The sequence below is a fragment of the Acidovorax sp. 22279 genome (assembly GCF_052045435.1).
GTDB classification, from domain to species: domain Bacteria; phylum Pseudomonadota; class Gammaproteobacteria; order Burkholderiales; family Burkholderiaceae_C; genus Acidovorax; species Acidovorax delafieldii.
Genome location: NZ_JBQEOV010000007.1, coordinates 1 through 21,146, shown reverse-complemented (window position 1 = coordinate 21,146; position 21,146 = coordinate 1). Strand labels below are relative to the sequence as shown.

Genomic DNA, 21,146 nt, shown 5'->3' with positions numbered 1-21,146 from the left:
GTCCACCATGAAATACATCGTGTGGTCCATGGCCTTGGCGGCCAGCCTGGCCTGTGGGCTGGCTGGCGCCCAGACGCCGCCTGCTGCGCCCGACGCATCGGCGGCAGCTCCTGCAGCCACGGCTGCACCGGCTGCGGTGGGGGGCGTACAAAGCCAGAATATCTTTCAGGTCAAACCCGACGCCAGCGCTGATCCCAAATACTCGGAACAGACCAATGGCGAGCGCATGAAGGTGCAGCCCGGCAACAACGCGCCCATGTGGCGCCAGGTGGGGCAGGGCGTGACAGGCTACAGCAGCTTGCCTGTGACCCAGGCGCCCGAGGCGGGCAACCTGATCCAGCGCTTTGTGCAGTACCCCGGCTCGCGCTACACCAATGCGGGCGAGGCGTGGCGGCAAGTGCGCAACCACTGGATCATCCCCTACGGTGCGGCGCTGTTTGCCATCGTGTTGCTGGCTTTGGGCATCTTCTACTTTGTGAAAGGCCCGCTGGGGCATGAGCATCCCGACGGCACCGGCCCCCGCCGTATCGAGCGTTTCACCCCGTTCGAGCGCGCGGCCCACTGGGCCAATGCGTTTGCATTCATCGCGCTGGCCATCTCCGGCATCGTGATGGCGTTTGGCAAGTTCTTCCTGTTGCCCATCCTGGGGACCACGCTTTTTGGCTGGTTGACCTATGCGCTCAAGAACGTGCACAACTTTGTGGGTCCGTTGTTTGCCGTGTCGCTGCTGGTGATCATTCTTACGTTCATCAAGGACAACATCGCCAACCGCGCTGACTTTGTCTGGTTGGCCAAGGGCGGCGGCATGCTGGGCAAGGGCAATCACGAGGTGCCCTCACACCGCTTCAATGCGGGCGAGAAGGGCCTGTTCTGGTGGGGCATCACCATCCCCGGCATCTTTGTGGTGGCCACTGGCCTGGTGCTCGACAAACTCATCCCCGGCTTTGGCGACGTGCGTGGCGACATGCAGATCGCCCACATGATCCATGCCACTCTGGCCATCTGGATGATGGCGCTGATCTGTGGTCATATCTACATGGGCACAGTGGGCATGAAGGGTGCCTACAAGGCCATGCGCACCGGCTATGTGAGCGATGGCTGGGCCAAGGAACACCATGAGCTGTGGTACGACGATGTGCAGGCCGGCAAGATCCCGCGCCAGCGCAGCGCCAGCCAGTCAGCGACCGACGTAACAGCATCTGCGGGCCAGCAGCCCGCCCAGGTATGAGGGTCCACTCCATGACGAGATCAAGCATCCGCACCTCTTTGCTGGCGCTGTGCGCGGCAGCCGCATGCACTGTGGCATCCGCCAAGCTGCCGGCCCCGTCCCCCGAGGCGGCCGCCAAGGCCGCCGAAGCGGCAGCCAAGGCTGCATGGGCTGGCAAGGTGGACAACTACAAGTTGTGCCTGTCGCAAGACAAGGTGGCCGCGCACTACCGCAAGACCACGCCTTCGGCCAAGCCCGCGGCTGCTACTGGTGCTGCTTGCACGGACCCTGGTCCCTTCGCCTATACGCCGCCAGCGGCCAAGCCTGCAGAGGCTGCTGGTGCACACTCGCCACCTGGCACAGCCAGCAGCCCTCCCAGCACGCAGGTACCTGCCGCTGCAGCTGCACCGGCCTCCAAGTCCTGACACGCGCCCTGCCGCGCCGGGCTCGAAGCCGCGTTCCCTGGTGGGGCGCGGCTTTTTTTCTGGGCGCGATGTGCCAGGTGCATCGCCGAGCCAGCACTCGCAGAGCGATACGGCACCAGCCTGCCCCCTTGGTGCAGTGGACCGGGCCACACAGCGGTTCATTCCCCTGCGCTAACCGCTGTAGCACCACACTGCGTATATTTGCCCCATGAGTTCCAGTTCTTTGTCCACTCCTTCAGTTTTGTCTTCGCCCTCTCTGCCGCGCCTGACGCAGGCCCACGCCCCGCTGACCCATGCAGTGGAGGTCGTCAACGAACTGGGCGCACGGGAGCAGGTACAGATCCCCGCCGAGCGTCCGCTCACGATTTATGTGGACAAGCGCGAGCTCGTGACGCTGATGACATTGGGCGCGCAACCAGAGCTGCTGGTGCTGGGTTATCTGCGCAACCAGCGGCTGGTCGAATCGGTGCTCGACATCGAATCGATCACGGTCGATTGGGAGGTCCACGCCGCCGCTGTGCGCACGCGCCATGGCATTGCACGGATCGAAGAGCGCATGGCCAGCAAGGTCGTCACCACGGGCTGCGGACAGGGCAGCGTGTTTGGCGGGCTCATGGACGAGGTGGACCGCATCCAGTTGCCCGACGCCCGCCTGACCCAGGGCCAGCTGTACGGCATCGTCAACGCGATTCGCCTCAAAGAGACCACCTACAAGTCGTCCGGTTCGGTGCACGGCTGTGCCCTGTTCAAGGGGGAGGACTTGCTGATTTTTGTGGAAGACGTCGGCCGCCACAATGCGATCGACACCATCGCAGGTTGGATGTGGATGAATCCTGAGTCGTGCTCATCCAGCGACTGTGCAGGAGACCCCGCAACCTCTCCCATGTCGGGGGCAGACAAGGTGTTCTACACCACCGGCCGCCTCACCAGCGAGATGGTCATCAAGTCCGCGCAGATGGGGGTGCCCATTGTGGTGTCTCGCAGCGGCATGACGCAAATGGGCCATGCCGTGGCCCAGCAGCTGGGCCTGTGCGCCATCGGGCGCGCCACCAACCGCCGGTTTGTGTGCTACAGCGCTACGCACCGCTTGGTATTGCAGCCTATACTGGCCCAGGCACCGGTGGTACCCCCCGCCCGGGCTGCTGATGAAGTGTGAGGCGTCAGCGCTCCATAGTTAGCGTCCGTGCAGACAGGGTGGTGCTGGGGCCGTTGCCGCTCAATAGTCCTTGAGTCGGCCACCGCAGCGGCGTCGAGCACCTTCGGCCCGCCTTGGCCTGCGACCCATGCAAAGGCATGGGGCGACACGAAAAAAAAGCCGGCTACAGCAAGCCGGCTTTTTTCATGAGCCACAGGGCTCAATAGCGGCCGCCGCCGTAGCCGCCCGTGCCATAGCCAACGTCCGAGCGTTTGCTCGCACTGTAGCCATTGGCGCTGTAGCCCCCTGCGCCGCCACCTTCTTCACGGGGGCGGGCCAGATTCACCACAATCGAGCGCCCATCGACGGACATGCCGTGCAGCGCGCTGATGGCGGCTTGGGCCACTTCGGCCGACGCCATTTCGACAAAGCCGAAGCCCTTGGAGCGACCGGTTTCGCGGTCCATCATGACCTTGGCGGAGGACACATTGCCGAACTCGGCAAAGTTGCTTTGCAGGCTGGAATCGGTCACGGAATAGGGCAGGTTGCCCACGTAGATCTTGGTGCTCATGGAAGAGCCTTTCTGAAGGATGGCACGCAACGAAGGGCGCACCGTTGGGGTACAGCACTGTGGGCGGGAGCCCACGGCAACTGGGATGAGGACATGGAGCCTGCGGTCAGCAGAGCTTCAGCACACAGGGGGATGGGACATGCACGCTTGGAGCCAGCCCTGGGTGACGGCAAACAGCCTGGCAGCTTCGCGCGAGGCAAAGGCTTTGTCAAAACGGAACACTCGGCAGTAGCTGCCGTTGCCACTTGAACGATGGACCGAGAAGGAGGCGCGGAAGCGGCCGCAGTCGGTCGGGTGTGTCGCGGGCGAAACGACGTACTGGCCCATGGAAATGGCGTTATTTGAAATCTGGTGCATTCGGGACCGCAGGCCGTCATCGACCTGCGTGAGCATCGAGGGACTCGGTGGGCTGCAGCTCTTCAGACCCACTGGGCGACAAGGTCGCAAAAGGCGGCCTGCCGCGGCGCGTTAGACCGCTGGGAGGCAGGCGTTGCGGTGACTGCTGGCGTCAAGAGCCGTGACTGCAACGAAGTGAAGTATATGTGATTTGTTATTTAATTTTTATTTAATATCATTTTTGGTTTTAAAAAGACGGCGCCCGTGCCTCGATTTCCTCCTGCGAAGGCCGATGGGCGCTGGCGCAATGGGGAGCTCGACCATCGCTCTCCATCGTCTTTTGGCCCGTTCCCGCAGCCTCTTGCGTCCTACCTTCGAAGGATTCCATGGCCTCAGAAGGCGTCACCCCACGATGGCATGATGCGCGCATGAAAGACCTGAACGCCAGCAGCAGCACCTGGGCCGACACGTTGCCCAGCCAGTGGGGACCAGAACTGGCCCACACAGAAATTGAAGTTCCTTTGATCCGGTCGCCGCAAGACCTGCCCACATCGTCTGCCATCAGGGCCGTTTCCGCCACGGAGCGCCTTTCACTGTGGGGCTGGATGCGCGAAGGACTGCGCGCTGCACTGTTTCTGGCACCGCGTACAGGGGCTGCGGCACCCACGCCCTGGCAGTTGCTGGTGTTGTCGTTGATCAGCGGCGCGTTGCTGTTGGGCGCTGCACGGTTACAGGTCGTGGGCCCGGCCCAGTTCAGCATGCGTGGCTGGCTCACCCCCATGTGGAGCAGCCTGGTGCTGCTGTGGCTGGCTTGGTGGGCCATGGCGCCAGCACAGCGTGCTCCTACCCCTGCGCCCGAGCTGGGTGTGCCCGGCCCCTCGGGCGGGCTGGCCGCTTGGTATGTGCTGTCGGCGTGGGCGCCCTTGGCCCCTTTGCTGGTGCTCTATGTCCTGATGGGATGGGCGGTTCACCAGCCTGCACTGTGGAATGGGACGGTGGCAAGCATCCTTTTCTGGGTGGCGTACGGCGTGCTCACGGTATGGGTGCTGGCCACGTTGGTGGTGGTGAGTGCCCGCTTCATCCGATCGCGGGTGCGCACTGCGGTCTTTGGCGTGGCGATGGCTGTGGTGGTCGGGGTGGGCATGTGGCAGTTTCAGGACCAGCCCTGGGAGGAAGACGCCCTGGCGGTGGCCGATGCATCTGCCGATTCCGCCGACGGAGCACAGCGTCCCGAGCCTGCGCAACTGGCGCTATCGCAAGGCCTTTTTGAGAACCAGCAGCTGCTGTGGCAACAGCAGGTGGATGCTTTGTTGCCTCAGCGTCCCGGCGTTGTGGATGTCTATGGGTTGGTGTTCGCGCCCTATGCGGATGAAAACGTGTTCCGCCGCGAAAGCACGATGGTCAACACCCTGCTGCAGGAGCGGTTTGACGCCCAGGGCCGGGTTCTGCACCTGCTTAACCATGCTGAAACTGCCGAGACCCACCCCTGGGCGACGTCCGAGAATCTGCAACGCGCCATTGCCGCGCTGGCCGCGCGCATGGATCGCGAGCATGATGTGCTGGTGATTTACATGACCTCGCATGGCGCACGCAACCATGAACTGGCCGCCGCACACTGGCCGCTGCAGGTGCCCCCGGTGACGCCGGAGATGCTGCGCGCAGCGCTGGACGAATCGGGCATCCGCAACCGCGTGATCGCAGTGTCTGCCTGCTTTTCGGGAGGCTGGATCGAACCGCTGGCCACCGACAGCACCCTGATCATGACGGCGGCCGACGCCACCCACACCTCGTATGGCTGCGGCAGGCTGTCTGAGCTGACCTTCTTCGGCCGCGCGGTGTTTCATGAACAACTGCGCCAGACCCATTCCTTCACCGAGGCCTTTGCCAAGGCTGTGCCGCTGATTCAGCAGCGTGAGGTCGAGGCCGGCAAGGCCGACGGATTTTCGAACCCGCAGATCCGCGTGGGCCAACAGATCGCCCCGGTGTTGCAGGCGCTGGAACAGCGGCTGCAGACGGAGGCACCAAATGCCTCCAGCGCAGCCCCGGCGCCGGCGGCCGAAGCGCCGAGTCCGGTGCCGGCGACAGCTGCGGCGACCGACACCGCCACAGCGCCATCCCCGCGGCCCTGATGCGTTGAACACGTTCTAACACCCCACGGCCCGCCAGCCCGTTCGCTTTGCGCTAAGGTCTGCCCATGAACCTGTCTTTCCTGCGCCTTGGCTGGCGCACCCTGGCCCGGGACCTGCGCGCGGGCGAGTTGCGCCTGTTGATTGTGGCGGTCACCCTGGCAGTGGCCGCGCTCACATCTGTGGGTTTTTTTGCCGATCGCCTGCAAGGCGGACTGCAGCGCGACGCTCTGCAGCTGCTGGGGGGGGATGCAGTCGTGGCCAGCGACAACCCAACGCCCGCTGCATTCGTGGAGCGCGCCAAGGCGCTGGGGTTGCAATCGGTGACCACGCTGGGCTTTCCGACCATGGGCCGCGCGAACGATGCGCAGGGCGGCGCCAGCAAGCTGGTGGCACTCAAGAGCGTGCAGCAGGGTTACCCGCTGCGCGGTAGCCTCACGGTGGCAGATGCCCCCGGCGCGCTGGAGCAGCCGACGCGTGACATCCCGGCGCCCGGCGAGGTGTGGGTGGACGCGCCACTGCTCGAATCGCTCAACCTCGCCATGGGCGACAAGCTGTTGCTGGGCGATGCGCAACTGCGCATCGCGCGCATCATCGTCATCGAGCCTGACCGGGGGGCGGGCTTCATGAGCTTTGCACCACGTGTGATGGTGAACGAACGCGACCTGCCTGCCACGGGGCTCGTGCAGCCTGCCAGCCGCCTGACCTACCGCTTTGCCGTGGTCGGCCCGGCGTCGGCCATCAAGGCGTTCAACGATTGGGCGGTGGTCGAGGCCAAGAAGCCCGAAGTGCATGGCGTGCGCGTGGAGTCGCTGGAAAGCGGCCGCCCCGAGATGCGCCAGACGCTGGACCGTGCGCAGAAATTCCTGAGCCTGGTAGCGCTGCTGGCTGCGCTGTTGTCAGCCGTGGCCGTGGCGCTGGCCGCGCGCGGGTTTGCGGCGGAGCACCTCGACGCTTCGGCCATGCTGCGTGTGCTGGGGCAGAGCCAGCGCACCATTGCTGGGGCCTACACCACGGAGTTCGCGTTGATCGGCCTGTTTGCCAGCTCCTTGGGTGTGGCGCTGGGCTATGTGGTGCACTACGCGTTTGTGCTGCTGCTGGCGGGATTGGTGGAATCGGCCTTGCCTTCGCCCAGTCTGTGGCCGGTGGTGTTTGGCCTGGGCATGGGGCTCACGCTGCTGTTTGCGTTTGGCTTGCCGCCGGTGCTGCAGCTGGCGCAGGTGCCGCCATTGCGGGTGATCCGGCGTGATGTGGGGGGGCTCAAGCCCGCATCGCTGGCAGTGCTGGGTATCGGCATTGCGGGCTTCGCTGCGCTGTTGCTGGCCGTCAGCAGTGACATCAAGCTGGGTCTGATTGCCGTGGGCGGTTTTGCCGGCGCCGTGGCGCTGTTTGCAGGCCTGTCATGGGTGGCGGTCAAGCTTCTGCGCAAGAGCGTGAACGAAAGCACGGCCCCGCGCTGGCTTGTACTGGCCACGCGGCAGATTTCTGCGCGCCCGGCCTATGCCGTGGTGCAGGTCAGCAGTCTGGCGGTGGGTCTGCTGGCCCTGGTGCTGCTGGTGCTGCTGCGCACCGACCTCATCAGCAGCTGGCGCAAGGCGACCCCGCCCGATGCCCCCAACCGTTTTGTCATCAACGTGATGCCTGACCAGTCGGAGGCCTTTCAGCAGACGCTCAAGGACAGCGGAGTGGGTCGCTACGACTGGTACCCCATGATCCGCGGCCGGCTGGTGGCCGTGAACGGCAAACCAGTGGGCCCCGACAATTACACCGACGACCGCGCCAAGCGCCTGGTGGACCGAGAATTCAACCTGTCCAACGCTGTGGAGGCACCGCCCCACAACCAGGTGGTAGCAGGACGCTGGACGCCCGGCGAGGAGGGCGCCATCAGCGTGGAAGAAGGTATCGCCCAGACGCTGGGCCTGCAGCTGGGTGACCGTTTGCAGTTCGATATGGGCGGCGTGCAGGACGAGGCCCGCATCACCAGCCTGCGCAAGGTGGACTGGGGCTCCATGCGCGCCAACTTCTTTGTGATGTACCCGGTGGCGGAGGTCAAGGATGTCCCGGTCACCTACCTGGCCGCCTACCGCGCTCCAGAAACCCACGGTTTCGACAACGCGCTGGTGCGCCAGTTTCCCAACATCACCAACGTGGACATGGGCGCCACCATTGCCCAGGTGCAGCGGGTGCTGGAGCAGGTGATCCGGGCGGTTGAGTTCTTGTTTGCCTTCACGCTCGCAGCTGGGCTGGTGGTGCTGTTTGCCGCCGTCACGGCCACCCGCGAAGAGCGCGCACGCGAGTACGCCATCATGCGTGCCGTGGGGGCCCGTGCCAGCCTGCTGCGCCAGGTGCAGCGGGCCGAGCTGGTGGGGGTGGGCCTGCTGGCGGGCTTTCTGGCCAGCGCGGTGGCGGTGGGCGTGGGCTGGGCATTGGCGCGTTATGTGTTTGATTTCACCTGGACCGCCGCCCCCTGGGTGCCGCTGGCCGGTGCGCTCGCGGGCGCGGTGCTGGCGCTGGCCGCAGGCTGGTGGGGGCTGCGCGAGGTGCTGCTGCGCCCGGTGGTGGACACGCTCAGGCGGTCTGCCGAGTAACGGGACAGCAGCAGGCGCACTGCACTGCGTCCGGAAAGGGTGAGAGTCCGCATGAGCGTCCTCTGCCTTTGGCCGGTGCCGAGCGCTTTCCGAGGGGGGTTGTCGTGGCAGCTGCGGGACATTGCTCGCCCCGCGATGCAACGACCGCACGCGGCGCAAGGTGTTGCGGCCATTGGCCTCGCCGGGCCAGAGTTTGAATAAAAACAGACGATAGCGCCGAATTCATATGCGCTGATAGCTATCAAATAGATAGTAAATACTCGCCAATGCGCTGGCTGCGCTTACTGCATTTTTGCTGCTCCGGGCCCGAAAAATCGCTTTTTGGGCCACCGGTGCGACAATAGAGGGCTAAATGACAAGTTCCTTTTCCAATCTATCGCTGGCTGAGCCGCTGGCGCGCGCCGTAGCCGAAATGGGCTACGAGTCCATGACGCCCATCCAGGCGCAGGCCATCCCGGTGGTGCTCACCGGCCAGGACGTGATGGGCGCGGCCCAGACCGGCACCGGCAAAACCGCCGCGTTCTCGCTGCCTTTGCTGCAGCGCCTGCTCAAGCACGAGAGCAGTTCCACATCCCCCGCTCGTCACCCTGTGCGCGCTCTGGTGCTGTTGCCCACCCGTGAGCTGGCCGACCAGGTGGCCCAGCAGATTGCGCTGTACGCCAAGTACACCAAACTGCGCAGCACGGTGGTGTTTGGCGGCATGGACATGAAGCCCCAGACCATCGAGCTGAAAAAAGGCGTCGAAGTGCTGGTGGCTACGCCGGGCCGCCTGCTCGACCATATCGAGGCCAAGAATGCGGTGCTCAACCAGGTGGAGTACGTGGTGCTCGACGAGGCCGACCGCATGCTCGACATCGGTTTTCTGCCCGACCTGCAGCGCATCCTGAGTTACCTGCCCAAGCAGCGCACCACGCTTCTGTTCAGCGCCACCTTCTCGCCCGAGATCAAGCGCCTGGCCAGCAGCTACCTGCAGAACCCCATCACCATTGAGGTGGCCCGCCCGAACGAAACGGCCTCCACGGTGGAGCAGCGCTTTTACAGCGCCAATGATGACGACAAGCGCCGAGCCATCCACCAGGTGCTCAAGACGCGCGGCATCAAGCAGGCTTTTATCTTCGTGAACAGCAAGCTCGGATGCGCCCGTTTGGCGCGCAGCCTGGAGCGTGAGGGCCTCAAGACCGCAGCCTTGCACGGCGACAAGAGCCAGGACGAGCGACTGAAGGCGCTGGAAGCCTTCAAGAGCGGCGAGGTTGATCTGCTGGTGTGTACCGATGTGGCTGCGCGCGGCCTGGACATCAAGGACGTGCCTGCGGTGTTCAACTTCGACGTGCCTTTCAATGCGGAAGACTATGTGCACCGCATTGGCCGCACGGGCCGTGCGGGCGCGTCCGGTCTGGCCGTCACACTGGTGTCGGGCAGCGATGCCCGCCTGGTGGCCGACATTGAGAAGCTGATCAAGAAAAAGATCGATCTCGAAGCCATCGAATACGAAGAAGACCGCCCCCGCGGCCGCATCAACGACGGCCGCCGCGCATGGCGTGAAGCAGGCGAGACCGGTGATCCGCGCGATGTGATTCCAGCTGCCGTGCGTGAGCGCAACGAGCGCCGTGAACCCCGCGAGCCGCGTGAACACCACCGGGGTTTCCGCCCTGCCGTGGCCTCGCGCGATCCCTTCTTCGAAAAGCCTTACGAACCCAGCAGTGCGGATACCGCCCCCGCCTGGGAGGCCGCCGCCAAATCGCCTGCGCGCAGCAGCATTTCGGCCAACATCAAGCCCAAGCGCAAGGTGGCAGCCTTGTTCAAGGCGGTTCAACCCGAGACCTCCACGCAGTAACGGCTGCCGCTCGTTGCGCTGGCTGCCGTGGTGTGCGTCCCGGGCGCGTTGACTGCCCGGGTCAATCCCCAGTTCCCCAGCTCTAGCCCGGCTGCTGCGCCTGTTCGCAGTGCACCTGCAGCAGCTCCCGCTCTGCCAGCGTCGCGCCAAAACGCACGGCGCTCAGGCACCCCCCCCATACACAGCCAGTGTCCAGGCCCAGCAGGTCGCTGCGGTTGAGCCACCCCAAGGTGGACCAGTGGCCAAAGGCCATCAGCGTGCCAGCGGTGCGCCGGCCCGGCACATCAAACCAGGGCATCAGGCCCTCTGGGGCAGCGCTGGCGCTTTCGGTGCTTTCAAAATCCATCACACCGTCGGATGAGCAAAAGCGCATGCGCGTCAGCGCGTTCACGATCACACGCAGCCGGTCGGTGCCTGTGAGGGTATCGCTCCAGTGGTCCGGCGTGTTGCCATACATGCTGTGCAAGAAGGCGGGCAGGTCCGGACTACCCAGCACGGCATGGACCTCCTGCGCGCGTTCCAGGGTGTCCGTGGGGGTCCAGGCAGGTACCACGCCCGCATGCACCATCAGCAGGGTCTGGCCGGCATGCTCGTGGGCCCGCGCCAATGGCTGGTGGCGCAGCCACTCGAGCAAAGCGCTGCGGTCCGGGGCGTCGAGCACCGAGGCCAGGGTGTCGCGGCGTGAGGGTTTGCGCGCGCCGTGTGCGGCAGCGAGCAAGTGCAGGTCGTGGTTGCCCAGCAGGCAGCGGATGGCCTCGCCCTGCTGCAGGCAGCGGCGTAGCACGGCGGCGGAGTCGGGGCCACGGTTGACGAGGTCCCCCAGCAGGTACACCGTGTCACGGCTGGCAGAAAAGCCGATGGTGTCCAGCAGGCGCCCCAGGGCGTCGTCGCAGCCCTGAATGTCGCCGATACAGTAAAGTGCCATGATGGTCTTCGGTTGCAAACCTGATTGAGTGAAGCATGGATTTTCTGCTGATCGCGCTGCTGACCCTGCTCAACGGCGTGTTCGCGATGTCCGAGCTGGCGCTGGCGTCAAGTCGCAGGTCGCGCCTGACCGCCATGGCCGAGGCGGGAGACAAGGGCGCACAGGCCGCTCTGGCGCTGCTTGAGAACCCCACGCAGTTTTTGTCCTCGGTGCAAGTGGGCATCACCTCCATTGGCATGCTCAACGGGATCCTCGGAGAGGCTGCTTTCAGCGATGACCTGGGGCTGTGGCTGCAGCAGCTCGGGATGCCTGTGCGGGCCGCCAGCATCACCGCCACCGCGCTGGTGGTAACCGTCATCACCTTCGTCACCATCGTGTTTGGCGAACTGGTGCCCAAACGCATCGGACAGCTCTATCCCGAGGCGGTGTCCCGCCTGGTGGCGCGACCCATGGCCTGGGTGGCCCGGGTGGCCAAGCCTTTTGTGCGCCTGTTGTCGCTCTCCACCCAAGGAGTGCTGCGCCTGGTGCAGGTGGACAACACAGCAGGGCGTTCGGTCACGGAAGAAGAAATCGTTGCCAGCCTGGAAGAAGGGCGCGAGGCCGGTGTGATCGAGCACCATGAGCACCAGATGGTGCAAAACGTCTTTCGCCTGGATGATCGGCCATTGACTTCGCTGATGGTGCCGCGCAGTGATGTGGGCTGGCTCGATGCAGGGTGGTCGGTATTGCAGGGCTTGCAGCAGGCGGGCCGTGGCGGTGAGCATGCCGCGCATTCGTGGTACCCCGTGTGTCGCAACTCTCTGGACGAGGTGGTGGGTATTGTGAGCGTGGCCCGGTTGCTGGAGCTGGGGCCTAGTGCGCCCGGCACGCTGGAACAGTATGTGAAGCCCGCCGCCTTTTTGCCCGAGACCTTGAGCGGCATGGAGCTGCTGGAGCAGTTTCGAGCGCGCTCGGGGCGCATGGTGTTTGTGGTGGACGAATATGGCGTGGTGCAGGGCATCATGACCCCGCACGATCTGCTCGAAGCCATTACCGGTGAATTGCAGCCCGGCGCTGCCGCCGATGCCTGGGCTACCCCGCGTGATGATGGCGCATGGCTGCTGGATGGGCTGATGCCTGTGTCCGAACTCAAGGCGCGCCTGGATATTCGAGATCTGCCGCAGGAAGACCGTGGGCGGTATAACACCCTGGCGGGGTTTTTGATGGCAGAAACGGGGCATTTACCTGCCGTAGGCGAACAGATTGTGTGCGTGGGCTGGATATTCGAGGTGCTGGCCCTGGAGGGCAAACGCATTGACCGCGTATTGGCACTGCCTGACGGCGCACTTTGAAGCCTTTGTGGCTTCTTGGACCACCTGCTGTCCAGGTGCTGAATATGCCAGGCAGTATTTTTGTAGTTTCTTAATGCAAAATCTTTACCCCGGCGTGTGCTTGCAGCGGTTATCCATATAATAGTGCTGTCACCAACCCCATTTTCTTATTCAGACACCATGACCAGCTACAAAGAACTTTTGAAGCAGCGTGAAGCGCTTGAGCAACAAATCAGCGAAGCCCGTCGCCGAGAATTGTCGGACGCTGTTTCCCAAGTGCGCGCCTTGGTGGCCGAATATGGTCTGACCGCGCAGGATGTGTTCCCTGCGGGCAAGGCCGCAGGGAAAACCGGCCGCAGCTCTACCGCAGGCACCAAAGTGGCCCCCAAATACCGCGACCCGGCGACTGGCCAGACATGGACCGGCCGTGGCAAGGCGCCCAAGTGGATTCAGAACGAAAACCGCGAAAAGTTCGCCATCTGAGAACCGGCATTCGCTGCACTCAAAAAAATAGCCCGCAACTGCGGGCTATTTTTTTGGGTGGCCTGGCATGGGGCGCCGAACTACCCAGCCTGGCCCAGCATCTGGAGCCTTCATACCTCGCTGGCGGCACAAAATCTGCGCCCTGCATTCACTGGGTGGATACCGCAAAATCACGCTATCCCAACCAGCCACTGCCCACGGAACCCAAAAATTCGGTCTGCGTGTTGTGGTTCAAACCACCCCAGGCGATCAGTCCGCAGCATATTGCTGCGCCATCTCCCGCAGTACCTGGGCAGTAAATGCGTCGGCCGGGAAAAACGATTCCACCGCCAGCTCCTGCAGCGTCACATCCACTGGCGTGCCGAATATCGTCGTGGTGCTGATGAGCGACAGCATGCCGTGCATGCTATTGAAACAAAACGGCATCACCACACCCAGCATTTCTCCCGCCATGACGAGTGGTGTGGATTCATCGGGCGCGGGGTATTCCAGCAGTTCGGCCTGCAGGGCCAGCAATGCCGGGTCCCCCGTGGCATGAATTTGCTGGCGCAGGCGCTCAAAGAGGTGGTGGCGCCATTGCGCCAGATTGGCGATGCGTGACGCCAGGCCGTCGGGGTGCAGGCTCAGGCGGAACACGTTGATGGGGGGCGCGAGCAGTTCAGGGCTCACATGCGCGGCCAACAAGGCCTGCGCTGCGCGGTTGGCTGCCACCACGTTCCAGCAGCGGTCGAGTGCGATGGCGGGGCAGGGCTCATGGCCCTTGAGCACCAGCTCGACGGCTTGGCGCGCTGCGGTCAGTGCCGGGTCGTCCAGCGCGCGTTCTCGGTACATGGGGGCGTAGCCGGCTGCCACCAGCAGTGCATTGCGTTCGCGCAGCGGGATGGCCAGGCGCTCGCACAGGCGCAGCACCATGTCGCGGCTGGGATTGGTGCGGCCGGTTTCCATGAAGCTCACGTGCCGCGTGGAGATGTCTGCCTCGTCGGCCAGCTCCAGCTGACTCAGGTGCCGCTGCTGGCGCCAGGTGCGCAGGTGGTCGCCAAAACTGGCAGGCCCCGCCGCTGTGCTGCGGTGCGGCAGCGGATGGCGCGGGGTGCGGCGAGAGGGGGTGGAGGGTGCGGACGTCATGCCTCGCATCCTAGGCCCAACCAGGCCGCAGGCCATTACCTGCCATGTCATCGACGCCATGCACCGCAGCGGCAACGATGCAGCCTTCTTCAACCCCCCAAGGAGCTTGCCATGTTGAACCTGTTGTCTTCCCCCTCCCTTTTGCGTGCCGTGGTCTGGTTCGATGCGTCCACCGGGCTGCTGTTGGGCGCCTTGCATCTGCTGCTGACGGCGTCGCTGGCCGAATGGCTGGGGCTGCCGCACGGACTGCTGGTGGTGTCCGGCGTTTTGCTGCTGGGCTACGCAGCACTGGCCACCCGCATTGCCCGCGCGCGCACCATGCCGCGCGGAGGGCTGTGGGCGCTGATCGCCGCCAACTTTGGATGGGCGTTGGCCAGCCTGGTGCTGCTGCTCGGTAACGCCGTGGCACCCACGTTGCTGGGCCAGGCGTACCTGGTGGTGCACGTGGTCTCGGTGGCGCTCATTGCTGAGCTGCAGTGGATGGGTGTGCGCCGCCTGCCTGCATGGGCCGCTGCTTAGCTCTGTTTTGCTATATATTTGATAGCTATTGAGCCATAAGGATGTAGCGCTTGGCCGATTTTCTCCGCAAAAATGGTGAAAAGAGCGTCGTATGAGCCTCTGCGCCAGGGCGGCGTGGCACAGCGGCATACCCCCAACGATTGCGCCGTCATGGGGGACTGCCAGAATAGACGCTGTTGCCTTATCAAGGAGTTCGCCATGGCCTCATCGTCCAAGCCGCTAGCCAAACCGTCGTCCCGACCCGCACGCCACGCCTTTGCCAACACGCTCAAGGGCTTCAAAACGGCGTCGGGCAAGGAGGGCAAGTTCTACTCTCTGCCCGCGCTGGCCAAGCAGTTTCCGCAGATCCAGCGTCTGCCGGTGTCGATCCGCATCGTGCTCGAGTCGGTGCTGCGCAATTGCGACGGCCGCAAGGTGACGGCCGAGCATGTGCAACAGCTTGCGCACTGGGCGCCCAATGCCGCGCGCACCGACGAGATCCCTTTTGTCGTCTCGCGCGTGGTGCTGCAGGACTTCACCGGTGTGCCTTTGCTGGCCGATCTGGCCGCCATGCGCAGCGTGGCCGCCAAGCTGGGCAAGAACCCCAAGAAGATCGAGCCCCTGGTGCCGGTGGACCTGGTGGTGGACCACTCGATCATGGTCGACCACTACGGCAAGAAGAATTCGCTCGACCTGAACATGAAGCTCGAATTCCAGCGCAACAAAGAGCGCTATGAGTTCATGAAGTGGGGCATGCAGGCCTTTGACACCTTTGGTGTGGTGCCCCCGGGCTTTGGCATCGTGCACCAGGTCAACCTCGAATACCTGGCGCGCGGCGTGCACAAGCGCAAGGATGGCGTGTACTACCCCGACACCCTGGTGGGCACCGACAGCCACACCACCATGATCAACGGCATCGGCGTGGTGGGTTGGGGCGTGGGCGGCATCGAGGCCGAGGCCGCCATGCTGGGCCAGCCGGTGTACTTCCTCACGCCCGATGTGGTGGGCTTTGAGATGACCGGCCAGCTGCGCGAGGGCGTGACCGCCACCGACCTGGTGCTCACGGTGACCGAGCTGCTGCGCCAGCACAAGGTGGTGGGCAAGTTCGTGGAGTTCTTTGGCGAAGGCACGCGCACCCTGGCGCTGCCCGACCGCGCCACCATCGGCAACATGGCGCCGGAGTACGGCGCCACCATGGGCTTCTTCCCGGTGGACGAAAAGACCATCGACTACTTCAAGGGCACGGGCCGTACCAAGGGCGAGATCGAAGCCTTCGAGGCCTACTTCAAGGCCCAGGGGCTGTTTGGTGTGCCGCTGGCCGGCGAGGTCGACTATTCGCAGGTCGTCAAGCTCGACCTTGGCAGCGTCACCCCCAGCCTGGCGGGCCCCAAGCGCCCGCAAGACCGCATCGAGCTGGGCAAGGTCAGCAGCCAGTTCGCTGAGCTGTTCAGCAAGCCCAACGCGCAAAACGGCTTCAACCGCCCGGCAGAGCTGCTGCACACGCGCCATCACATCCACCGCCATGGCGAAGCTGTCGGCGAAGAGGCTACGCCAGACGGCAAGCCCACGCCGGCCGGCGCACCGCGCTCGGTGGTCGAGATGGAGGCCAACAAACCTGCACTGGCCACTGCGCACGGCGAGGCCCGCGCAGCCACGCTGCCCGCCAAGGGGGCTGACCCCACAGTGGGCAATGGCGACGTGCTGATTGCCGCCATCACCAGCTGCACCAACACCAGCAACCCCAGCGTGCTGCTGGCTGCAGGCCTCTTGGCCAAGAAAGCGGTGGAGGCAGGCCTCAAGGTGCAGCCGCACATCAAGACCTCGCTGGCCCCCGGCTCGCGCATCGTCACCGAATACCTCACGCAGACCGGGCTGCTGCCGTACCTGGAAAAGCTGGGCTTTGCGCTGGCGGGCTATGGCTGCACCACCTGCATCGGCAACGCGGGCGACCTCACCCCCGAATTGAACGAGGTCATCACCAGCAACGATCTGGTCTGCGCAGCCGTGCTGTCGGGCAACCGCAACTTCGAGGCGCGCATCCACCCCAACCTCAAGGCCAACTTTCTGGCCAGCCCGCCACTGGTGGTGGCGTATGCCATCGCGGGCACGGTGCTCAAAGACCTGATGACCGAACCCGTGGGTAAGGGCAAGGGTGGCAAGGACATCTACCTGGGCGACATCTGGCCCACCAGCGATGAAGTCCATGCCCTGCTCAAGTTCGCCATGAACGGCAAGGCCTTCCGCGAAAACTACGCCAAGGTGGCGACCGACCCTGGAAAGCTGTGGGAGAAGATCAAGGGAGTCAGTGGCACGGCCTACACCTGGCCCGCCAGCACATACATTGCAGAGCCGCCGTTTTTTGCCCAGTTCGCACTGGACAAAGGCGCTGCGGCCGCGTCGGCGGTGCACGGCGCGCGCATCATGGCGCTGTTCGGCGACTCCATCACCACCGACCACATCTCGCCCGCAGGCTCCATCAAGGAAAGCTCACCCGCAGGCCAGTGGCTGCTGCAGCATGGCGTGCAAAAGGCAGACTTCAACAGCTACGGCGCCCGCCGGGGCAACCATGACGTGATGATGCGCGGCACCTTTGCCAACGTGCGCATCAAGAACCTGATGATTCCGCCCACCGCCGATGGCTCGCGTGAAGAGGGCGGCGTCACGTTGTTCCAGAACGATGGTCCGCTGCAGGGCGAGAAGATGTTCATCTTTGATGCCGCCATGCAGTACATGGCGCAGGGCACGCCCACCGTGATTTTTGCGGGCGAAGAGTACGGCACCGGCTCCAGCCGCGACTGGGCCGCCAAGGGCACGCAACTGCTCGGCATCAAGGCGGTGGTGGCGCGCAGCTTTGAGCGCATTCACCGCTCCAACCTCGTGGGCATGGGCGTGTTGCCGCTGCAGTTCAAGGCGGGCGATTCTTGGGAAACGCTGGGCCTGACGGGCAATGAGGTGATTGATGTGGTGCCTGATGCCGCACTCACGCCACAGAGCGATGCGAGGCTGGTCATCCACCGTGCCGACGGCACGCGCCAGGAAGTGACGGTGACCCTGCGCATCGACACCCCCATCGAGGTGGACTACTACCAGGCCGGCGGCATCTTGCCGTTTGTGCTGCGCCAGCTGCTGGAGGGTTGAGGGCCCGCTGCATCCTTCTTCCTTGCCGCATCGCGCCCTGCGCTGATGCGTGCACGCAACGCCTGGGCGCAGCGCCGTCCCGGGTTGTCTTGGACGGGGCTTTGGCCCCGTTTTTCATGGTGCGAGCGCTCTGGTCATTTCCTTACGCGTAGATACACTTGTGACGTTGTGCGGCCATTTCGCTGGCACTGCCATTCACCCCTTCGTCCATGCCACCTCCCAACAGCTCTCCGACAGCGCGCATGCCCTGGTCGGATGCGCCCGCCATCACCGTGGTGCTGGTGGTGGCAGTGCTGGCGCTGGTCGTGGTGCCGCTGGCGCAGATGCTGGGGGATGGGGCGGGCGCCCAGCACGGGCTGGAACCGTTGCTGGAGCTGGTGGCGGTGCTGCTGGGACTGCTGGTGGTGTCGGTGTCCCTGCACGCCCTGGAGGCGCAGGAGCAGGCGCGCGCCAATGTCCTGGTGGTGGGTTTTGGCGTAGCGGCGGCCTGCAATTTTCTGCACGGGGTGCTGGTGCACTCCGGCCCTGTGCACATGCCGCCGGGCAGTGCCGACATGTCGTTGTGGCTGAGCAGTTGGGCGCGTGTGGCCGAGGCCCTGACCTTGGGGCTCACCGCCACGCGCTTGTCGGCCCCCGGGCCGGCCCGCGCCTGGCTGGCAGCGGCGGGGGGTGTCACGCTGGTGCTGGCAGGGTCGTCGCTGGGGCCGCTGCCCCAGTGGTTTGCCCATGCTGCAGAAGGTGCCCTGCGCCAGGTGGTGGCCGTGGGGCTCGCCCTGGCCTTGGCCGCCAGCGCGGTGGTGCTGCATCGCCGCAGCCGCAGCGAAGATGCACCGCGTGAACGCCTGTTTGCCTGGGCGGCCGGAGCGTTCGTGTGCGGCGAGGTCACGGTGGGCGCGCTGGGCGGGCATTCGATGCTGGGTGGAGTGCTGTCCCATGGCTTTCGGGTGGTGGCGTATGCGCTGCTGTACCAGGCGGTGTTTGATGCAGGCATCCGCCGCCCGTTTGCGCGCATCCAGGAGGCTGAGAGCCGGTTGCGCGAGAGCGAGGGGCGTCTGTCATTGCTGGGGCGCAACCTGCCGCACAGCGTGTTGTTCCAGATCGTGCGCGAGCTGGATGGCCGGGTGCATTTTGTGCACATGGGCGACGCCATCGAACGGCTGAACGGGGTACGCGTCGAAGACGTGTTGCAGGACCCACGCGTGCTTTACCGGCAGATCCTCCCGGAAGACATAGATCGCCTGCGGCAGGCAGAGCGCCAGTCCTACCTGTCCATGACCAGTCTGGAGGCGGTGTTTCGGGTGCGCCGCACCGACGGCCAGGTGCGCTGGATGCACCTGAGTTCGTCGCCGCGCCGGCTGCAGGATGGCCGGGTGCTGTGGGATGGCGTGCAGACCGACATCACCGCCCACCACCAAGCCGAAGAGGCCGCGCACGCCCAGCAGGCGCTCATGGCCAACACGCTGCGCCATGTGCCGGGTGGTGTGTCGCGGATTGATCGGGACTTGCGCGTGCTGTACGTCAATGAACAGCAGGCACGCTGGCTCTACACCACGCCCCAGGCGCTGGAAGGGCAGCGGCTGCAGGATGTGATCCCGCCCGAAGTGTTCGCGCGCATCCACCCGCATCTTGAAAAAGCCTTTGCGGGCGAGACCGCGGTGTTCGAAAACCGCATTGACGGCCCTGACGGCACACAGTTTCGCCACACCACCATCGCCCCAGAGAGCGTGACGGCGCAAGGGGTGGCAGCCGTGGTGCTGTTTGCCTACGACTTGACGGCGCTCAAGCGCATCGAACAAGAATTGGCCCAGCAGAAGGCGCATCTGGCCAGCGTGGTCAATGCCATGCCGGACATGGTGTTCATGAAGGACACCAACGGGGTGTACTTGTCGGTCAACCCGGTATTCGAGCGTTTTGCGGGCCGGCCCGAACGCGATGTGGTGGGCCGAAACGACTACGACCTGACCAACGCGGCCGAGGCCGAGCGCTTTCGCAAGTACGACCAGCGCGCCATGCAGGCCTGGCAGCCGCTGGTGTATGAGGAAACGCTCACCTTCGCCGAAGACGGCTACCAGGGCCAGTTCGAGACCATCAAGACGCCCATCCGCGATCTGCATGGCCGCGTGACGGGCATTCTGGGCGTGTGCCGCGACATCACTGACCGCAAACGCGCCGAACAGGAGATCGAACGCCTGGCGTTCTACGACGCGCTCACGGGCCTGCCCAACCGCCGCCTGCTGCTGGACCGCCTGCAACGCTCCATCGCCGCCTGCCAGCGCACCAGGAACCTCGGGGCCCTGCTGTTCATCGACCTCGATAACTTCAAAGACCTCAACGACACCCTGGGCCACGACATGGGCGACCAGCTCCTGGCCCAGGTCGCCGCCCGCCTGGTGGGCAGCGTGCGCGAAGCCGACACCGTGGCCCGCTTCGGCGGCGACGAATTCGTCGTCATGCTCGAAGCCCTGGCCCCTGACCTGCAAAACGCCGCCACCCAGGCAGAAACCGTCGCCGAAAAACTCCTGGCCAGCCTGAACCAGCCCTTTGACCTGGACGGCGCCCAGCACTACAGCACCCCCAGCATCGGCATCACCCTCTTTGGCGACGAACGCCTCACCGTGGACGAACTCCTCAAGCGCGCCGACCTGGCCATGTACCAGGCCAAAGCCGCAGGACGCAACACCCAGCGCTTCTTCGACCCCGACATGCAGGCGGCCGTCAACGCCCGCTCCAACCTCGAAGCCGACCTGCGCCAGGGCCTGGCCCGGGGCGAATTGCTCGTGCACTACCAGCCCGTCGTGGACCACCACGCCCGCCTGCTGGGCGCAGAAGCCCTCGTGCGCTGGCGCCACCCCCAGCGCGGCATGATCAGCCCCGGCGACTTCATCCCCCTGGCAGAACAGACCGGCCTCATCCTCCCGCTGGGCCAATACGTGCTCCAGACCGCCTGCGAACAACTGCAGCGCTGGAGCCAGCACCCAGACACCGCTCACCTGTCCATCTCCGTCAACGTCAGCGCCCGCCAGTTCCGCCAACCCGGCTTCGTGGCCGAAGTGCTGCAAACCTTGAAGAACCACAACGCAGACCCCCGGCAACTCAAGCTCGAACTCACCGAAAGCCTGCTGCTGGGAGACATCGAAGACACCATCGCGCGCATGGTGCAGCTCAAAAGCGAAGGCGTGGGGTTTGCGCTCGATGACTTTGGCACCGGCTACTCGTCCCTGTCCTACCTCAAGCGCCTGCCACTGGACCAGGTGAAGATCGACCAGAGCTTCGTGCGGGACGTGCTGACGGACCCGAACGACGCGGCGATCGTGCGGACCATCCTGGCGCTGGCCAAGAGCCTGGACCTGGAGGTGGTGGCGGAGGGGGTGGAGACGACGGGGCAGCTGTCGTTCCTGAGGCTGCATGGGTGCGAGGGGTTCCAGGGGTATCTGTTTGGAAGGCC

The 21,146-nt window shown here is 64.7% G+C and carries 15 protein-coding genes; 11 read left to right on the top strand and 4 right to left on the bottom strand.

Going from position 1 to position 21,146, the window contains the following annotated elements; all coding sequences use genetic code 11:
• The first annotated feature begins 7 nt into the window (after positions 1 to 7).
• From ACTJKQ_RS10695 to ACTJKQ_RS10685, 3 genes are all read left to right on the top strand, one after another.
• Positions 8 to 1,228 carry a formate dehydrogenase subunit gamma gene (locus ACTJKQ_RS10695; protein WP_440596814.1) on the top strand — a complete coding sequence of 407 codons (1,221 nt, stop codon included), beginning with the start codon at positions 8 to 10 and terminating at the stop codon, positions 1,226 to 1,228.
• A gap of 11 nt (positions 1,229 to 1,239) precedes the next feature.
• Positions 1,240 to 1,632 carry a hypothetical protein gene (locus tag ACTJKQ_RS10690; RefSeq protein WP_121942194.1) on the top strand — a complete coding sequence of 131 codons (393 nt, stop codon included), beginning with the start codon at positions 1,240 to 1,242 and terminating at the stop codon, positions 1,630 to 1,632.
• Between the two features lie 208 nt (positions 1,633 to 1,840).
• A complete protein-coding gene (locus tag ACTJKQ_RS10685) occupies positions 1,841 to 2,788 on the top strand; it encodes a formate dehydrogenase accessory sulfurtransferase FdhD (RefSeq protein ID WP_440596813.1) in 948 nt (315 codons plus the stop codon).
• A gap of 199 nt (positions 2,789 to 2,987) precedes the next feature.
• On the opposite strand, the gene ACTJKQ_RS10680 is transcribed toward ACTJKQ_RS10685, so the two are convergent.
• Both ACTJKQ_RS10680 and ACTJKQ_RS10675 read right to left on the bottom strand, forming a co-directional pair.
• Positions 2,988 to 3,338, bottom strand: a complete 351-nt coding sequence (locus ACTJKQ_RS10680; protein WP_056058635.1) for an RNA recognition motif domain-containing protein — start codon at positions 3,336 to 3,338, stop codon at positions 2,988 to 2,990.
• Between the two features lie 117 nt (positions 3,339 to 3,455).
• Positions 3,456 to 3,695, bottom strand: a complete 240-nt coding sequence (locus ACTJKQ_RS10675; protein ID WP_192420591.1) for a hypothetical protein — start codon at positions 3,693 to 3,695, stop codon at positions 3,456 to 3,458.
• A 407-nt stretch (positions 3,696 to 4,102) separates the two neighbouring features.
• Between ACTJKQ_RS10675 and ACTJKQ_RS10670 the strand changes: the two genes are divergently transcribed.
• From ACTJKQ_RS10670 to ACTJKQ_RS10660, 3 genes are all read left to right on the top strand, one after another.
• Positions 4,103 to 5,803 (top strand): C13 family peptidase, encoded by a 1,701-nt coding sequence (locus ACTJKQ_RS10670; RefSeq protein ID WP_440596812.1) that lies wholly within the window; start codon positions 4,103 to 4,105, stop codon positions 5,801 to 5,803.
• A 65-nt stretch (positions 5,804 to 5,868) separates the two neighbouring features.
• Complete coding sequence (locus ACTJKQ_RS10665) at positions 5,869 to 8,388, top strand: ABC transporter permease (RefSeq protein ID WP_440596811.1); 2,520 nt, start codon at positions 5,869 to 5,871, stop codon at positions 8,386 to 8,388.
• A gap of 352 nt (positions 8,389 to 8,740) precedes the next feature.
• Entirely contained in the window at positions 8,741 to 10,222 is a 1,482-nt protein-coding gene (locus ACTJKQ_RS10660) for a DEAD/DEAH box helicase (RefSeq protein ID WP_056058643.1), read from the top strand.
• Between the two features lie 82 nt (positions 10,223 to 10,304).
• Here ACTJKQ_RS10660 and ACTJKQ_RS10655 read toward each other — a convergent pair whose 3' ends face one another.
• The gene (locus ACTJKQ_RS10655; protein ID WP_440596810.1) at positions 10,305 to 11,147 is read right to left on the bottom strand and encodes a symmetrical bis(5'-nucleosyl)-tetraphosphatase; all 843 of its coding nucleotides are present in this window, start codon (positions 11,145 to 11,147) and stop codon (positions 10,305 to 10,307) included.
• A gap of 35 nt (positions 11,148 to 11,182) precedes the next feature.
• Between ACTJKQ_RS10655 and ACTJKQ_RS10650 the strand changes: the two genes are divergently transcribed.
• Together ACTJKQ_RS10650 and ACTJKQ_RS10645 are read left to right on the top strand one after the other, a co-directional pair.
• Complete coding sequence (locus ACTJKQ_RS10650) at positions 11,183 to 12,478, top strand: hemolysin family protein (RefSeq protein ID WP_121942207.1); 1,296 nt, start codon at positions 11,183 to 11,185, stop codon at positions 12,476 to 12,478.
• Between the two features lie 159 nt (positions 12,479 to 12,637).
• Positions 12,638 to 12,940: an H-NS histone family protein gene (locus tag ACTJKQ_RS10645; protein WP_056058651.1), complete on the top strand. Its 303-nt coding sequence runs from the start codon at positions 12,638 to 12,640 to the stop codon at positions 12,938 to 12,940.
• A gap of 249 nt (positions 12,941 to 13,189) precedes the next feature.
• On the opposite strand, the gene ACTJKQ_RS10640 is transcribed toward ACTJKQ_RS10645, so the two are convergent.
• Positions 13,190 to 14,065 carry a helix-turn-helix domain-containing protein gene (locus tag ACTJKQ_RS10640; RefSeq protein ID WP_440596809.1) on the bottom strand — a complete coding sequence of 292 codons (876 nt, stop codon included), beginning with the start codon at positions 14,063 to 14,065 and terminating at the stop codon, positions 13,190 to 13,192.
• Positions 14,066 to 14,176: 111 nt separating this feature from the next.
• Between ACTJKQ_RS10640 and ACTJKQ_RS10635 the strand changes: the two genes are divergently transcribed.
• From ACTJKQ_RS10635 to ACTJKQ_RS10625, 3 genes are all read left to right on the top strand, one after another.
• Positions 14,177 to 14,584 (top strand): hypothetical protein, encoded by a 408-nt coding sequence (locus tag ACTJKQ_RS10635; RefSeq protein ID WP_260668265.1) that lies wholly within the window; start codon positions 14,177 to 14,179, stop codon positions 14,582 to 14,584.
• A gap of 198 nt (positions 14,585 to 14,782) precedes the next feature.
• Positions 14,783 to 17,701 carry an aconitate hydratase gene (locus ACTJKQ_RS10630; RefSeq protein ID WP_440596808.1) on the top strand — a complete coding sequence of 973 codons (2,919 nt, stop codon included), beginning with the start codon at positions 14,783 to 14,785 and terminating at the stop codon, positions 17,699 to 17,701.
• A gap of 209 nt (positions 17,702 to 17,910) precedes the next feature.
• The coding region (locus ACTJKQ_RS10625) for an EAL domain-containing protein (protein WP_440596807.1) at positions 17,911 to 21,146 on the top strand (3,236 nt) is incomplete at its 3' end.

Excerpts from the sequence above, each read along its gene's own strand:
- ACTJKQ_RS10650 (WP_121942207.1), top strand. The coding sequence starts at position 11,183 with ATGGATTTTCTGCTGATCGCGCTGCTGACCCTGCTCAACGGCGTGTTC.
- ACTJKQ_RS10665 (WP_440596811.1), top strand. The coding sequence starts at position 5,869 with ATGAACCTGTCTTTCCTGCGCCTTGGCTGGCGCACCCTGGCCCGGGAC.
- ACTJKQ_RS10630 (WP_440596808.1), top strand. The coding sequence starts at position 14,783 with ATGGCCTCATCGTCCAAGCCGCTAGCCAAACCGTCGTCCCGACCCGCA.
- ACTJKQ_RS10655 (WP_440596810.1), bottom strand. The coding sequence starts at position 11,147 with ATGGCACTTTACTGTATCGGCGACATTCAGGGCTGCGACGACGCCCTG.
- ACTJKQ_RS10675 (WP_192420591.1), bottom strand. The coding sequence starts at position 3,695 with ATGCACCAGATTTCAAATAACGCCATTTCCATGGGCCAGTACGTCGTT.
- ACTJKQ_RS10685 (WP_440596813.1), top strand. The coding sequence starts at position 1,841 with ATGAGTTCCAGTTCTTTGTCCACTCCTTCAGTTTTGTCTTCGCCCTCT.
- ACTJKQ_RS10695 (WP_440596814.1), top strand. The coding sequence starts at position 8 with ATGAAATACATCGTGTGGTCCATGGCCTTGGCGGCCAGCCTGGCCTGT.
- ACTJKQ_RS10635 (WP_260668265.1), top strand. The coding sequence starts at position 14,177 with ATGTTGAACCTGTTGTCTTCCCCCTCCCTTTTGCGTGCCGTGGTCTGG.
- ACTJKQ_RS10660 (WP_056058643.1), top strand. The coding sequence starts at position 8,741 with ATGACAAGTTCCTTTTCCAATCTATCGCTGGCTGAGCCGCTGGCGCGC.
- ACTJKQ_RS10645 (WP_056058651.1), top strand. The coding sequence starts at position 12,638 with ATGACCAGCTACAAAGAACTTTTGAAGCAGCGTGAAGCGCTTGAGCAA.
- ACTJKQ_RS10670 (WP_440596812.1), top strand. The coding sequence starts at position 4,103 with ATGAAAGACCTGAACGCCAGCAGCAGCACCTGGGCCGACACGTTGCCC.
- ACTJKQ_RS10680 (WP_056058635.1), bottom strand. The coding sequence starts at position 3,338 with ATGAGCACCAAGATCTACGTGGGCAACCTGCCCTATTCCGTGACCGAT.
- ACTJKQ_RS10640 (WP_440596809.1), bottom strand. The coding sequence starts at position 14,065 with ATGACGTCCGCACCCTCCACCCCCTCTCGCCGCACCCCGCGCCATCCG.
- ACTJKQ_RS10690 (WP_121942194.1), top strand. The coding sequence starts at position 1,240 with ATGACGAGATCAAGCATCCGCACCTCTTTGCTGGCGCTGTGCGCGGCA.